General features: G+C 71.9%; 9 protein-coding genes. 2 read left to right on the top strand and 7 right to left on the bottom strand.

All coding sequences use genetic code 11. The features are described from left to right. Positions 1-109: 109 nt before the first annotated feature. Entirely contained in the window at positions 110-796 is a 687-nt protein-coding gene (locus tag ACOTKD_RS06845; RefSeq protein ID WP_424887948.1) for an SIMPL domain-containing protein, read from the bottom strand. Positions 797-936: 140 nt separating this feature from the next. Between ACOTKD_RS06845 and ACOTKD_RS06840 the strand changes: the two genes are divergently transcribed. After that, positions 937-2751 (top strand): bifunctional metallophosphatase/5'-nucleotidase, encoded by a 1815-nt coding sequence (locus ACOTKD_RS06840; RefSeq protein WP_424887947.1) that lies wholly within the window; start codon positions 937-939, stop codon positions 2749-2751. Here the strand turns inward: ACOTKD_RS06840 and ACOTKD_RS06835 are convergent. Together ACOTKD_RS06835 and ACOTKD_RS06830 are read right to left on the bottom strand one after the other, a co-directional pair. Beyond that, positions 2707-4221: a lysine N(6)-hydroxylase/L-ornithine N(5)-oxygenase family protein gene (locus tag ACOTKD_RS06835; RefSeq protein WP_424887946.1), complete on the bottom strand. Its 1515-nt coding sequence runs from the start codon at positions 4219-4221 to the stop codon at positions 2707-2709. The two genes, ACOTKD_RS06840 and ACOTKD_RS06835, sit on opposite strands and share 45 nt — an antisense overlap. Next, entirely contained in the window at positions 4218-5720 is a 1503-nt protein-coding gene (locus ACOTKD_RS06830; RefSeq protein WP_424887945.1) for a pyridoxal phosphate-dependent decarboxylase family protein, read from the bottom strand. The genes ACOTKD_RS06835 and ACOTKD_RS06830 overlap by 4 nt, the downstream gene beginning before the upstream one ends. A 220-nt stretch (positions 5721-5940) precedes the next feature. Here ACOTKD_RS06830 and ACOTKD_RS06825 point away from each other — a divergent pair, with 220 nt between their 5' ends. Further along, positions 5941-6495, top strand: a complete 555-nt coding sequence (locus tag ACOTKD_RS06825) for a F0F1 ATP synthase subunit B (RefSeq protein ID WP_424887944.1) — start codon at positions 5941-5943, stop codon at positions 6493-6495. Positions 6496-6582: 87 nt separating this feature from the next. On the opposite strand, the gene pepN is transcribed toward ACOTKD_RS06825, so the two are convergent. The 4 genes from pepN to ACOTKD_RS06805 form a co-directional block, all read right to left on the bottom strand. Then, positions 6583-9108 (bottom strand): aminopeptidase N, encoded by a 2526-nt coding sequence (gene pepN / locus ACOTKD_RS06820; protein ID WP_424887943.1) that lies wholly within the window; start codon positions 9106-9108, stop codon positions 6583-6585. A gap of 301 nt (positions 9109-9409) precedes the next feature. Next, positions 9410-9715, bottom strand: coding sequence for a chorismate mutase (locus tag ACOTKD_RS06815; protein ID WP_030364772.1), 306 nt, complete (start codon positions 9713-9715; stop codon positions 9410-9412). A gap of 11 nt (positions 9716-9726) precedes the next feature. After that, entirely contained in the window at positions 9727-10617 is an 891-nt protein-coding gene (locus ACOTKD_RS06810; RefSeq protein ID WP_424887942.1) for a helix-turn-helix domain-containing protein, read from the bottom strand. Between the two features lie 95 nt (positions 10618-10712). Further along, positions 10713-13820 carry an endo-alpha-N-acetylgalactosaminidase family protein gene (locus ACOTKD_RS06805; RefSeq protein ID WP_424887990.1) on the bottom strand — a complete coding sequence of 1036 codons (3108 nt, stop codon included), beginning with the start codon at positions 13818-13820 and terminating at the stop codon, positions 10713-10715. Positions 13821-13869: the final 49 nt, after the last annotated feature.

The raw sequence follows: 13869 nt of genomic DNA, 5'->3' as shown, positions 1-13869 counted from the left end.
ATGGCCTACCAGTGGGTAGTGGATCCGTCGTCAGCGACAGCCCAACAGCCTTTGGGTAAAAGGTTTTTGACAATGCATGAACGTGCGCGTGCGCGCTCCGATGAGCGGTTCAGAGTTGGGGCGGGGTCATGGTGAAGCGGGCGTTGACCTGGGCGTGGACGGTCTGGCGCTGGGGTTCGAGATCCAGTTCGGGTTCGGCGGCGGCTCCGGCTCCGTATCCGCCGCGGGCCATCCGGGGGTAGCCGGTGTTCTCGGCGCCGTCGTCGGCGAGTTCGAGGAGGGCGGTGAGGCGGGCGCCGAGGGCGTCGGCGTATTCGCGGGCGCGTTGGACGGCTTCCTGGACGGCGAGGCGGCGTGCTTCGCGGTGTGCGGGTGAGTCGGGGCGGAGGGACCACCAGGGGCCGGTGATCTGGGTGAGGGGGAGGTCGGCGAGGCGGGTGGTGAGTTCGCCGAGGACGGTGAAGTCGTTGAGGGTGGCGGTGAGGTGGACGCTGCCGTGGTAGGAGCGGACGCGTTCGTGGCGGCCTTTGTCGGCGAACTGGGGTGCCACGGTGATGAGGCCGGTTTCGAGTCTTTCGACGGCGTCGCCGTAGGACTTGACGAGGTCGAGGGCCCGGGTGTTGCGGCGGGTGAGTTCGTCGAGGGTGGTGGTGCGGTCGGTGTTGCGTGCGGTGACGGCGATGTTGATGTGGGCGATTTCGGGGTCGACTTCGAGGCGGGCTTCGCCGCGGACGGAGACGCGGGGGGTGTCGGGGGTGCCGTAGGGCAGGGGCGTGGCGGGTGTGGATGCGGTCATGGGTTCAGTGTGGCCTCTCGCTGCTCCGGGTGGGGTTACTGGGGAGTCACCGGATCGCAACCTTGGGAGGGTGTCGCGGGTGGGGTGGGCCGGGTCAGAATCTACGCGCGTTGTCAGCTTTGCGACTTTGGGGAGAAGAAGTGCCGCTGAACCGGAGGAATTTTCTGGGGCGTACTGCCGCGACGGGTGCGGGGGTTGCGCTCGTGGGGGCGGTGGGTGCCGGGTCGGCCGAGGCGCAGGGGGTGGATGCGGGTCTCGTGGGTGGCCGGGGGAAGCGGAAGTACTCCTTCACTGTGATGGGGACGACGGATCTGCACGGGAACGTCTTCAACTGGGATTACTTCACGGATGCGGAGTTCGACGACAAGGCGCACAACGATGTGGGTCTGGCGAAGATTTCGACGCTGGTGAATCAGGTCCGGTCGGAGAAGGGGCGCCGGAACACCTTGCTGATTGATGCGGGGGATACGATTCAGGGTACTCAGTTGTCGTATTACTACGCCAAGGTGGATCCGATCACCAAGGCGCATGGTCCGGTGCATCCGATGGCGCAGGCGATGAATGCGATCGGGTATGACGCGGCGGCGCTGGGGAATCATGAGTTCAATTACGGCATTCCGGTGCTGCGAAAGTTCGAGGAGCAGTGTGATTTTCCGCTGCTGGGGGCGAATGCGCTGGATGCGAAGTCGTTGCGGCCGGCCTTCGCTCCGTATGTGATGAAGCGGGTGTGTACGCCGTTCGGTCGTGATGTGAGGGTGGCGATCCTGGGGCTGACGAATCCGGGTATTGCGATCTGGGACAAGGCGAATGTCCAGGGGAAGATGGTGTTCCCGGGTCTGGAGGAGCAGGCGGCGAAGTGGGTGCCGCGGTTGCGTTCGATGGGTGCGGACGTGGTGATCGTGTCGGCGCATTCGGGTTCGAGCGGGACGTCTTCGTATGGTGATCAGTTGCCGTATGTGGAGAATGCGGCGGCGCTGGTGGCGGAGCAGGTGCCGGGGATCGACGCGATCCTGGTGGGTCATGCGCATACGGAGATCCCGGAGTACCGGGTGGTGAACAAGGAGACGGGCAAGCAGGTGGTGCTGTCGGAGCCGTTGAAGTGGGGTCAGCGGCTGACGTTGTTCGACTTCGGTCTGGTGTGGGAGCGGGGCCGCTGGCGGGTGGAGTCGGTGTCGGCGAAGGTGCTGAACTCGAACACGGCGGCCGAGGACAAGAAGATCACCCGGTTGCTGCGTGATGAGCACGAGAAGGTCGTGGCGTATGTGAATCAGGTGATCGGTACGTCGACGGCGGCGATGAGTGCCGCGGAGGCGGCGTACAAGGACACGCCGGTCATCGACTTCATCAATCATGTGCAGAAGGAGACGGTGCGGGCGGCGCTGGCGGGGACGGCGTACGCGTCGCTGCCCGTCCTGTCGCAGGCGTCGTGTTTCTCGCGGACGGCTGCGGTGCCGGCGGGGAAGGTCTCGATCCGTCAGGTGGCGGGGCTGTATCCGTTCGAGAACACACTGGAGGCCCGGGTGCTGACGGGTGCGCAGCTGCGGGAGTATCTGGAGTTTTCGGCGCGCTATTACGTGCGGACGCCGGCGGGTGGTCCGGTGGATCCGGCGAAGCTGACGAATGCGGAGAGCATTCCGGATTATAACTATGACGTGGTCAGCGGCCTCTCGTACGAGATCGACATCGCGAAGGCGCCGGGGGCGCGGGTCGCGAGGGTGATGTTCGACGGGAAGCCGCTGGACGACGCGGCCGAGTTCGTCCTGGCGGTGAACAATTACCGGGCCAGTGGCGGGGGGAATTTTCCGCATGTGGCGCGGGCGAAGCAGGTGTGGGCCAACTCGGAGGAGATTCGTAACACGATCATTTCCTGGGTGCAGGCGCAGGGGACGATCGATGTGGGGCGTTTTGCGTCAGTGGACTGGAAGCTGACGCGGGATGGTGCGCCGGTCTTCTGATCCGGTGGTGCGGGGTCGTGGTTGTGGCCGTGGCTCCAGGCCGAATGTGGTGAAGGCGGTCCGCTCCGGTAGGGGGTAGGCCGCCTTTCCCGTGATGGCGTTGAGGATGGTGGCGCTGCGCCAGGCGGCGAGGCCGAGGTCGGGGGTGCCGATGCCGTGGGTGTGGCGTTCGGCGTTCTGGACGTGGATGGCGCCGCGGACGAGGGGGTCGAGGACGAGGCGGTGGTTCTCGTCGATGCGGGGGCGTTCGCTGTGGTCGCGGCGGATGTAGGGGTCGAGGGCGGCGAGGAGGGTGTCGACGGGGCGTTCGCGGTAGCCGGTGGCGAGGATGACGGCGTCGGTGGTGATGCGGGAGCGGGTGCCTTGCTGGGCGTGTTCGAGGTGGAGTTCGACGCGGGTGGTGCCGACGCGGCCTGCGGTGCGGACGAAGACGCCGGGGGTGAGGACGGTGTCGGGCCAGCCGCCGTGGAGGCTGCGGCGGTAGAGCTCGTCGTGGATGTCGGCGAGGGTTTCGGCGGCGATGCCTTTGTGGAGCTGCCATTGCTGGGGGAGGAGTTGGTTGCGTACGGGTTCGGGGAGGGCGTGGAAGTAGCGGGTGTAGTCGGGGGTGAATTGTTCGAGGCCGAGTTTGCTGTATTCCATGGGGGCGAAGGCGGGGGTGCGGGCGAGCCAGTGGAGTTTTTCGCGGCCGGCGGGGCGGTTGCGGAGGAGGTCGAGGAAGACTTCGGCGCCGGATTGGCCGGAGCCGATGACGGTGATGTGTTCGGCGGCGAGGAGGCGTTCGCGGTGGTCGAGGTAGTCGGCGGAGTGGATGACGGGGACGGCGGGGGCGTCGACGAGGGGGCGTAGGGGGTCGGGGACGTGGGGGGCGGTGCCGACGCCGAGGACGAGGTTGCGGGTGTAGGTGCGGCCGAGGGCTTCGGCTTCGCCGTCGGAGTCGAGTTGGGTGAAGTCGATTTCGAAGAGGCTGCGTTCGGGGTTCCAGCGGATGGCGTCGATCTGGTGGCCGAAGTGGAGGCCGGGGAGGTGCTGGCTGACCCAGCGGCAGTAGGCGTCGTATTCGGCGCGCTGGATGTGGAAGCGCTCGGCGAAGTAGAAGGGGTAGAGGCGTTCGCGTGATTTGAGGTAGTTGAGGAAGCTCCAGGGGCTGGTGGGGTCGGCGAGGGTGACGAGGTCGGCGAGGAAGGGGACTTGGAGGGTGGTGCCGTCGATGAGCAGGCCGGCGTGCCAGCGGAAGGTGTGGTTCTGGTCGTAGCAGGCGGTGCGGAGGCCGGGGATGCCGTGGGCGAGGGCGGCGAGGGAGAGGTTGAAGGGGCCGATGCCGATGCCGGCGATGTCGAGGGGCTGGTCGGGGGTGGTCTGGGCGGATGGGGGGGTCGGCTGGGTCTGGGGTGCGGGGTCGGGCTGGGGTGCCGGCGGGGTGTCGGGGGTGTTCTCGGGGGGGTTGGCGGGGGGTGGTGGGGTTTTCATCGGCGTACCTGGCCTTCCACGAGGGTGAGGAGTGTGCGGAGGTCGTCCGGGGTGGTGTGGGGGTTGAGGAGGGTGGCTTTGAGCCAGAGGCCTTCGGGGGTGGTGGTGCGGCCGAGGACGGCGTGGCCGTGGTGGAGGAGGGTGCGCCGGAGGGCGGCGGTGGTGTGGTCGTCGGTGCCGGTGGGGCGGAAGAGGACGGTGCTGAGGGTGGGGCGGGCGTGGAGGTCGAAGGAGGGGTGGGCGTCGATGAGGTCGGCGAGGTGCTGTGCGGCGGCGCAGACGCGTTCGACGAGGTCACCCAGGCCGCGGCGGCCCAGGGCGCGGAGGGTGACGGCGATCTTGAGGATGTCGGGGCGGCGGGTGGTGCGCAGGGAGCGGCCGAGGAGGTCGGGTAGGCCGGCGCGGGTGTCGTCGGGGGCGTTGAGGTAGTCGGCGTGGTGGGTGAGGGGGGTGAGGGCGGTGGTGTCGGGGACGGCGAGGAGGCCGGCGGCGACGGGCTGCCAGCCGAGTTTGTGGAGGTCGATGGCGATGGTGTGGGAGTGGTCGAGGCCGTCGAGGGCGGGGCGGAGGGTGTCGCTGAAGAGGAGTGGGCCGCCGTAGGAGGCGTCGGTGTGGAGGCGGGCGCCGTGGGTGCGGCAGAGGTCGGCGATGGCGGGCAGGGGGTCGATGCGGCCGGTGTCGGTGGTGCCTGCGGTGGCGATGACGAGGGTGGGGGTGCGGGTGGCGGTGGGGTCGGTGAGGGCCTGCTGGAGGGTGGTGGGGTCGAGGGTGCCGGTGGGGGTGGGGAGGGTGTGGGGGGCGGGGAGGCCGAGGAGCCAGGCGGCGCGGTGGATGCTGTGGTGGGCGTTGGCGCCGCAGATGATGCGGAGGGGCGCGGGGGCCTGTCCCCCGGTTTTCGCGGTCTTCCCGGCCTTTCCGTCGACCGTGCCCGTGCCGCCTTTCGCGGCTTCTTCCCTGGCGAGGAGGAGTGCCAGCTGGTTGGACTCGGTGCCGCCGGTGGTTACCAGGGCGTCCGGGGCGGGGCGGCCGGGGTAGGCGAGGGCGGCGAGCGCGCGGGTGGTGAGGGCTTCGAGGGCGGCGGCGGCCGGGGCCTGGTCCCAGGAGTCGAGGGAGGGGTTGAGGGCGGCGGCGGCGAGGTCGGCCGCGGCGGCCAGGGCGAGGGGCGGGCAGTGGAGGTGGGCGGCGCAGTGGGGGTGGGCGGGGTCGGCGGCGCCTTCGGCGAGGGCGCCGACGAGGGTGTGGAGCGCTTCGTGGGCGCCGGTGCCGGTCTCGGGGAGGGCGGGGCCGGCGAGGGCGCGCAGGCGGGCGGTGACGGCTTCCGGGCCGCCGGGCGGGAAGGGGCCCCGGCGGGTGGCGGCGCCCTGGGCGAGGGCGTCGAGGGTGGTGTCGAGGAGGGGGTGGAGGGCGTGGGGGCCGTGGGTGCCGCCGGCGAGTGGGGCAGGGGTGTCCTCGGCGGCCTCGCGGGGCGAGGTGATGGTGGGGCCGGCGGACGCAGGCATGACTTTGCCCCTTTTGGGTTGACTTCGCGCGCGTGCTGTGCGGTCGCTTGCGGGCGGTGACGAGCGGCAACTGCAACAAGTTACGTTCGAAGTACGGTCGGTGACCGGCGTAGGGGCGGGTTTCGCTCGATGGTGGTACGGCCGTGCGACGGGCGTGAGTTGTGTCTGCTAGTGGGGTCCGGGGCGGACGCACCGCGTTCCGTCGACTAATCTGCACCCCATGGCCATGAACTTTCTCGCTCTCGACGTAGGGCCGCTCAAGCCCGAGCCCGCGCCGCTCGTCCTCGGCGCGGTGCTGTTCTTCCTCACCTTCGCCGTGATGGCGAAGGTGCTGCTGCCCCGGATCAACAAGGTCCTCGTCGAGCGCGAGAAGGCCACCGAGGGCCGTTTCGACGAGGCGGAGGAGACGCGCGCCGAGGCGGCCCGCGTCCACGCCGAGTACCAGGAGCTGCTGGCGGAGGCCCGGCACGAGGCCGCGCGCCTGCGCCAGGAGGCGACCGAGCAGGGCACCGCGATCATCGCCGAGCTGCGGGCCGAGGGCCAGCGCCAGCGCGAGGAGATCATCTCCGCGGGTCACGCGGTGATCGACGCCGAGCGCGCGGTCGCCGAGGCCGAGCTGCGCGAGCAGGTCGGCGTGCTGGCCACGGAGCTGGCCGGCCGCATCGTCGGTGAGGACGTCGCCCAGTCCGCCCGCGAGAACGGCACGGTGGACCGCTTCATGGAGGAGCTGCGCACCGCGCAGGCCTCCGACGCCGCCCGCGAGTCGCGCGGCTGACGGCGGCCGGCCGCCGCTGGGACATTCTCGGACGCCGAAGGCTCCGCACCCCTTCCGGGGCGCGGAGCCTTCGGCGTTCCGGCGTGCCTATCGCCCGGCCGTCCTGATGCGCAGGGCGCGGCGCAGGTCGTCGAGCTCGTCGGTGAGCCTGCGGCGCAGGGCGGGGGTGGGGTCCGCGGTGCGCAGGCACTCCTCGCCGAGGTCGAGGGTGCGCTGCTCGACGAGCGGGCGGGGGAAGCCCGCGGCGCCCGCGGCGGTGGCCAGGGCGGGGCCGCGGCGGGCGGCGAGGGCGACGGCGGCCGGGTAGTAGCGGTCGAGGTAGGGGCGGACGAGGGCGTGCTGTTCGGGCTGCCAGAAGCCCTGGGCGGTGGCGGTGAAGAGGTAGTTGGAGAGTTCGGGCCGGTGCCCGGGGTCGTACATGGCCTGCCAGGCGGCTTCCTTGGCGGCCGGGTCGGGCAGGGCGGCGCGGCAGCGGGCGGCGCCTTCCCTGCCGGTGGCGCTGGGGTCGCGGGCGAGTTCGGCGTCGACGGCCTCGGCGGTGGTGGCGCCGAGGACGGCGAGGCGGGCGAGGGCGCGCCAGCGCAGTTCGGGGTCGAGGGCGGGGCCGGCGGGGACGGTGCCGTCGCGGAGCCAGGCCTGGAGGGTGCCGGTGTCGGTGGTGCTGTCGATGAAGGTGCGGACGGCCGTGAGGCGCAGGCCCTGCGAGGCGGTGTCCTCACCCTTTTCCCGGGTGCGGTCGAGGAGGTCCTGGGCGAGGGCGGTGAGGGTGGCCAGGGCCGCGGGGCGGTCGGCGGGGGCGGCGTAGCGGTCGGTGACCTGTCCGCGGGCGAAGGCGAGGACGGCGCCGGTGATGGCCACGTCGGTCTCGTGGGGCAGGTGGGTGCGGGCGGCGTCCAGGTAGGCGGCGGGGGCGAGCTCGCCGTCGCGGACCATGTCGCGGGCGGCGTTCCACAGGACGGCGCGGTTCAGCGGGTCGGGCAGGCCGGTCAGGGAGCGCAGGGCGGTGTCCCAGGAGGTGGCGTCGAGGCGGACCTTGGCGTAGGTGAGGTCGCCGTCGTTGAGGAGGAGCAGGTCGGGGCGGGGGCCGGGAAGGGCCTTGGCGGGGCCTTCCTGCGGCACGTCCGTCTCGAAGCGGTCGCGGAGGACGAGGCGGGCGGGGTCCGCCGGGTCCCGGTCGTAGGCGCCGACGGCGATGCGGTGCGGGCGAGTGCCGTCCTGGCCGACGGTGAGGTGCCAGTGGCCTTCGGTCTCGCCGGTCGCCGGGGTGAGCGTGTCGACGCCGCTGGTGCGCAGCCAGCGGTCCGCCCAGGCGTGGACGTCGCGGCCGGTGCGGCGGGCCAGGGAGTCGAGGAAGTCGGCGAGGGCGGCGTTGCCGAAGCGGTGGCGGGCGAAGTGGTCGTTGATGCCGGCCAGGAAGTCCTTCTCGCCGAGCCAGGCGACGAGCTGGCGCAGGGCGGAGGCGCCCTTGGCGTAGGAGATGCCGTCGAAGTTCAGGAGTGCGGAGGCGGTGTCGGGGACGGCGCCGGGGTCGGGGGCGACGGGGTGGGTGGAGGGGCGCTGGTCGGCGTCGTAGCCCCAGCCCTTGCGGGCGCAGGCGAAGTCGGTCCAGGCGCCGTCGAAGCGGGTCGCTTCCGCGAGGACCTGGTAGCCCATGTACTCGGCGAAGGACTCGTTGAGCCAGATGTCGTCCCACCAGCGGAGGGTGACGAGGTCGCCGAACCACATGTGGGCCATTTCGTGGGCGATCGTCACACCGCGGGTCTGGCGTTCGGTGTCGGTGACGGCCGAGCGGAAGACGTATTCGTCGCGGAAGGTGACCAGGCCCGGGTTCTCCATGGCGCCGGCGTTGAACTCGGGGACGAACGCCTGGTCGTAGGAGTCGAACGGGTACGGCTCGTCGAAGATCTCGTGGAAGCGGTCGAAGCAGCGGCGCGTGATGTCCAGCAGTTCTTCGGCGTCGGCGTCGAGGTGGGGGGCGAGGGAGCGGCGGCAGTGCAGGGCGAAGGGCAGGCCGGCGTGCTCGGTGCGGACCGAGTGCCAGGGGCCGGCGGCGAACGCCACGAAGTAGGTGCTGAGGGGTTGTGTCGTGGCGAACGTCCAGCGGCCCTCGGCCGGGTCGCCCGTACGGGTCGCGACGGCGTTGCCGAGGACGGTCCAGTGGGGCGGGGCGGTCACGGTGGCGTCGAAGACCGCTTTGAGGTCGGGCTGGTCGAAGGACGCGAAGACGCGCTGGCCGTCGTCGAGGAAGGCCTGCGTGTAGAGGTACGTCTCGCCGTCGGCGGGGTCGGTGAAGCGGTGCATGCCCTCGCCCGTGCGGGAGTAGCGCATGTCGGCCTCTATGAGCAGTTCGTGCTCGCCGGGGGTGAGGGACAGCGGCAGCCGGTTGTCGTCCAGCGCGGCGGGGTCGAGGGGGCGGCCGTCGAGGGCGGCGCGGTGCAGGGTGGCGGGCCTGAGCTCGACGAAGGTGTCGCCGGCTGTGCGCGCGGTGAAGCGGATCCGGGTCGTCGAGGCGAACAGCTCGTCGCCGCGGGTGAGGTCGAGGTCGACGGCGTAGCGGTGCACGTCGAGGAGGCGGGCGCGGGTGCGGGCTTCTTCGTGGGTGAGTGCGGGCATGGGCACATTGTTGCGGGGTCGCTGGGCGCTGTGCCGAGGCGGGTTTCGGGCCCGCGGCTGGGCGTGGCCCGCGCCCGCTCCCCCGCCGCGGCGGAAGAAGGGTGTGCGCCCGCACATGGACGAGCGCCGCGCCCGCTCCTCCGCCGCGGCGGAGGCCGGCGGTGCCGGACCCGGCTGCGGGTGAGCGCGGCACCGCCGGAACACGCCGTCCCGGCTGATCACCGCCGCAGCGGAAGGAAAGTGCGCGGCCCGCACTCGGAAAGGCGCCCCCTGGGCGTTGTCGTGCGGACGCGCCGACGCGTTAGGCGCGCGCGATCGTTTCGTGGTGGCGGATGACCTCGGCGATGATGAAGTTCAGGAACTTCTCCGCGAACGCGGGGTCGAGTTTGGCGTTCTCGGCCAGTTCGCGGAGGCGGGCGATCTGGCGGGCCTCGCGGGCCGGGTCGGCGGGGGGCAGTTTGTGGGCGGCCTTGAGGTGGCCGACCTGCTGGGTGGCCTTGAAGCGCTCGGCGAGCATGTGGATCACCGCTGCGTCGATGTTGTCGATGCTGTCGCGCAGGCGGCCCAGCTCGGCCCGTACGGACTCGTCCATGGAACTGTTGCTCATGGCCACCGAGCCTATGCGGACGGACGGGGTGCGATGACCGGTGGGTGGTCCGGGTCGGGGACGCGCGCGCTCCAGCCGCCGGGTACGGCACGCCCTTGCCGGGCGCGGAAGCGGACGGGCGCGGTGCCGACCCGGCGGGTGAAGAGGCGGCTGAAGTAGGCGGGGTCGGTGTAGCCGACGCGGCGGGCGACGGCGGCGACGGGCAGTTCGGTGGCGGCGAGGAGTTCCTTGGCGCGGCCGAGGCGGATGGTGAGGAGGTAGTCCTTGGGGCTGCAGCCGGCTCCGCGGCGCACCGCGGCGCGCAGTTCGGCGGTGGTCATGCCGTGCCGGGCGGCGTGCTGGGCGACGGTGAGGGGGAGGAAGGCGTCCCGGGCGAGGGCCTGGAGGACGGGTTCGCCGCCGGGGGTGGTGTCGGCTCGTGCCCGGCGCAGGGCCACGAGCAGTTCGTGGACGGCTGCTGACGTTTCGAGTTCCAGGAGGGGGTTGCCGCGGCGCGCTGCGCGGGCGATGCGGTGGATGGCGGTGCACGCGGCGGTGGTGTCGGTGAGGGGGACGAGGGGCCGGTGGGGTTCGATGCAGCCGAGTTCCGTGTAGGCGCTCACGGCCGGGCCGGTGAAGTCGACGAAGGCCTCGTCCCAGCCTGTGCCGTCGGCGGCGCCGTAGTGGTGGGGAACGCCGGGGGCCAGCCAGAGCAGGGCGGGCGCGGTCACGGTGCGGGTGCGGCCGTCGGGGGTGCGGAGCCAGCCGCTGCCGGCGTGGATGACGACGGCGACGTGGTGGTCGAGGGTGCGGGGTCCGACCGGTGGCAGTGCCCCGTGCTGGAGTCCCACGCCGAGGCAGACGAGGCCGAGGCGGTGGTGGACGGGGCCGGGGCTGAAGTAGCGCATCCATGTCTGGTACATGGGTCCCGGCCTCCCGCGGTGTCGGCGCAGTGGGCCGATCTTCGCGCATGGCGGTGCGGTTCACCAGAGTGCTTCCGGAGTGCTTGCGGAGTGCTTCACGAGGGGCCGGGGGCCTCGCTCGTCTCGTACACCGTGAAGCCGTCCAGGACGAACTCCGCGGTGCCGCTGTCGCCCGTCTTGCGCAGCCCCACCCATGCCTCGCCCGTTTCCGGCGCGGTGAACTCGTACGTGTGGGTGGCGGGGGTGTGGGCGGCGGGCAGGGGTGTGCGCTGCAGTTCGCGGCTTTCGGGGGTGTCCGTGCCGGTGATCCAGGCGTACTGCCCGGCGGTCTCGTTCTCGTAGCGGAAGGCGATCCGGTAGCGGTGCCCGGGGCGGAAGCGCACGGTGTGGGGGACGGTGCGGTAGACGATCCCGGTGTTCTCGCCGCGCGACTTCAGGGACTGGGTGCCGTCGATGACGTCGTCGACGGCTTTGCCGTTCCAGCCGCGCTGCGTGTACGGGGCGTGCCGCTGGGCGATGTGCGTACGGGGGTCCGTGGCGCCGCCGGCGTCGCCTTTGACGAAGGGTCCCCATCCTTGGGGGACGTTCTCGAAGTCCTCGAAGACGAGGGCGCCGGGGCGTTCGGCCCGCGGCCCGGCGGCCACGACCCGCAGTGCGTCGAACCGTACCCGTGCGCTGCCTTCGGCGACGGTCAGGGTGAGGGTGACGGGCCCGCCGCCGGGCGGCACGGTGAAGCGGGTGAACATCCGCTGGAAGCGGGTGCCGTGCTTGCGATCGGCGGCCACGTGGTTGACGGCGGTGGAGGTGTCCGTCCAGTTGGCGGCGGTGATGCCGTCGGCGGTGCGGACCCGCAGGCCGGCCCGGCGCCGCTCCCCTGCGGTGGCGCCGATCTCGACCTGCACGGACGCGGCGTAGGTGCCGGGTTTCAGCCGGGTGAGCCGCTGCCCCACGGTGGCCGCCGCTCCGGCGCGGACGACGAGCTCCCAGTCGCCGAGCGGGCTGCGTTCGACGGCCGCGGGGCCGGTGACCTGCCATCCGTCGAGGCTGCCGGAGTGGAAGCCGGGGTCGTGCAGCGGCGTGCCCTCGCCCCACGCGGGGTGCGGGGAGCGGCCGTGGCCGCGGGTGAGGACGTACGGCTGCCCGGCCGCGGCCTCGATCGTGACCTCGCCGCCGCGCACGGGCAGTTCGGCCGGGTCGGTGCGGCCCTGGTCGGTGAGCCGGTGGAGGACGACCGTGCGGCGGCCGGCCCAGCCGCGGGGCAGGCGCCAGCGGGTGGTGCCGCCGGCGGGGTTGTAGTGGTAGAGCTTGGCCGGGTCGAGGGCTTCGCGCGGCTCCCAGGGGAGCAGGTAGGTCCCTCCCTTGTAGACCACGTTCCCGTCGGTGGTGATGGTGCGGGTGCCGTCGGTGTCGCTGACGGCGGTGCGTGCCGGGCCCTCGAAGGTGATCTCGTGTTCGTCCCAGGTGCGGACGGGGTGGGCCTGCAGGTATTTGGCGGGGAGGTTCTCGGTCCAGATCAGGCGGTGGAAGGGCTCCCAGTCGGTCTTGCCCTGCCAGCCCTCGAAGGTGCCGAGCCTGGCCGTGCCGAGGAGGGGCCATTTGTCGGCGAAGACGTCCTTGTGGTGGTGATGGAGGAAGCGGATGAGGCGGGAGTTGATGCCGCGCGAGGTGTCGGGCCCGTAGTCGGTCTCGTTCGCCCAGTGCGCCCAGATGCTGGAGCGCTCCAGGCCGTGGCCCCATTCGGTGGCGATCCGCCAGCCCTGGTCGCGCAGGGCGCGCTGCAGCCGGTCGGAGTTCCAGCCGGATTCGCGGAAGACGTCGATGTAGAGGGTGGTCAGGGCGGGGTCGGTCTCGGCGCGCAGCTGCCGGAAGCGGCGGACGACGTCGCCGGAGAGGAGGTCGCGGCGGGGGTCGATGCGATACGACTGGTCGAGCCAGTCCCACTGCTTGTCGCCCGCGTCGACGAGGGTCTCGGAGAAGGCGTGGGCGACGGGGTAGGACTCGGTGGTGTTCACGTGCACGGCGAAGTCGCTGTTCCACTTCTTTCCGGCGCGCAGCAGGGTGTTGAGGTCGGCGAGGCCGCCGGCGCGGGTGTTGTGGTTGCCGCCGTAGTCGGGGTGGGCGGAGTCGTGGCCCTCGGACTGGTAGCCCTTGAGGAGGGTGAACTGGCGCAGCCCGTCGGTGGCGAGGGCGATGCGTTTGATGTTGTCGAGGGTGGTGAGGAAGGGGTTGGTGGCCTGGCTGGCGAAGTTGAAGGGGATGTGGGGGACGACGCGCAGGTGCTGGTCCGCGGCGCCGAGCGGCTCGGTCATGACGTCGCGCAGGGCGATGGCGGCGTCCTGCCAGTCGGCGTGGCCGTCGCCGTTGCGGTCGCGGGTGACGACGACGGTGGCGCGGGGCAGGGGCTCGGTGTCGGCGGCTGCCGCGCCGGCGGCGCGGTGGGTCCACTGGCCGCAGGTGATGCGGGCCTCGGTGCCGTAGGGCCGGGTGAGGGTCTGCCGCCGGAGGCGGCCGTTCTCCCAGGCGGTGGCGGCGTCCGGGCGGTCCTGGACGGTGTTGGTGTCGACGGCGGCGGCGAGCCGGCCGGTGCTGACGACGGCGTAGGCGCAGCCGATGGGCGCCTCGTCGGCGGGCGTGTGCGGGCCGGGGCGGACGAGGGTGTCGCCGTTCTTCGCTTTGTCGAGCTGGATGCGGGCGGCGAGGAGTTCGGCGCCGGGCTGGGTGCTGCGGACGCTGAGCAGGGCGAGGCCGGGGATGCGCAGGGTGCCGATGCGCAGGGCGGGGGTGTCGGTGATGCGGGTGACCCGCCAGTCGACGCGCGTGCCGGTGACGCGGATCTCGGCGTCGATGCGCGTGCCGCCGGTGAGGGTGAGGACGTACGCGGCCCGGTCGCCGTGGAGGGTGGAGGTGACGTGGGGGGTGTGTTCCTTCTCGTCCACGAGCAGGGTGGTGACCGGTTCCTCCTGGCCGTGGACGACGTCTCCGGTGGTGCGGTCGGTGTAGGAGATGACGTAGGGGAAGGCGGTGCCGACGCGGACGTCGAGGCCGGTGGAGCGCAGGACGGCTGCGGCCGGGGGTGCGGCGGCGGCAGCCGTTCCGGTGAGGCCGGTGAGTGCGGCGAGCCCGGCGGCGGCGCCCGTGGTGACCACGGCGCGGCGGGTGGGGGTGTGGGGGGCTGTGTCGTCCGCTCTGCGGTCCTCGTCCACGCTGCGGTCCTCCTCGGTACTGATGGCCACGGGCACAGGGTGGTGGGCG

Origin of the sequence: Streptomyces sp. XH2 (genome assembly GCF_049725035.1) — a bacterium.
Taxonomy (GTDB): domain Bacteria; phylum Actinomycetota; class Actinomycetes; order Streptomycetales; family Streptomycetaceae; genus Streptomyces; species Streptomyces roseoverticillatus.
This window is presented reverse-complemented; position numbering and strand designations above follow the sequence as displayed.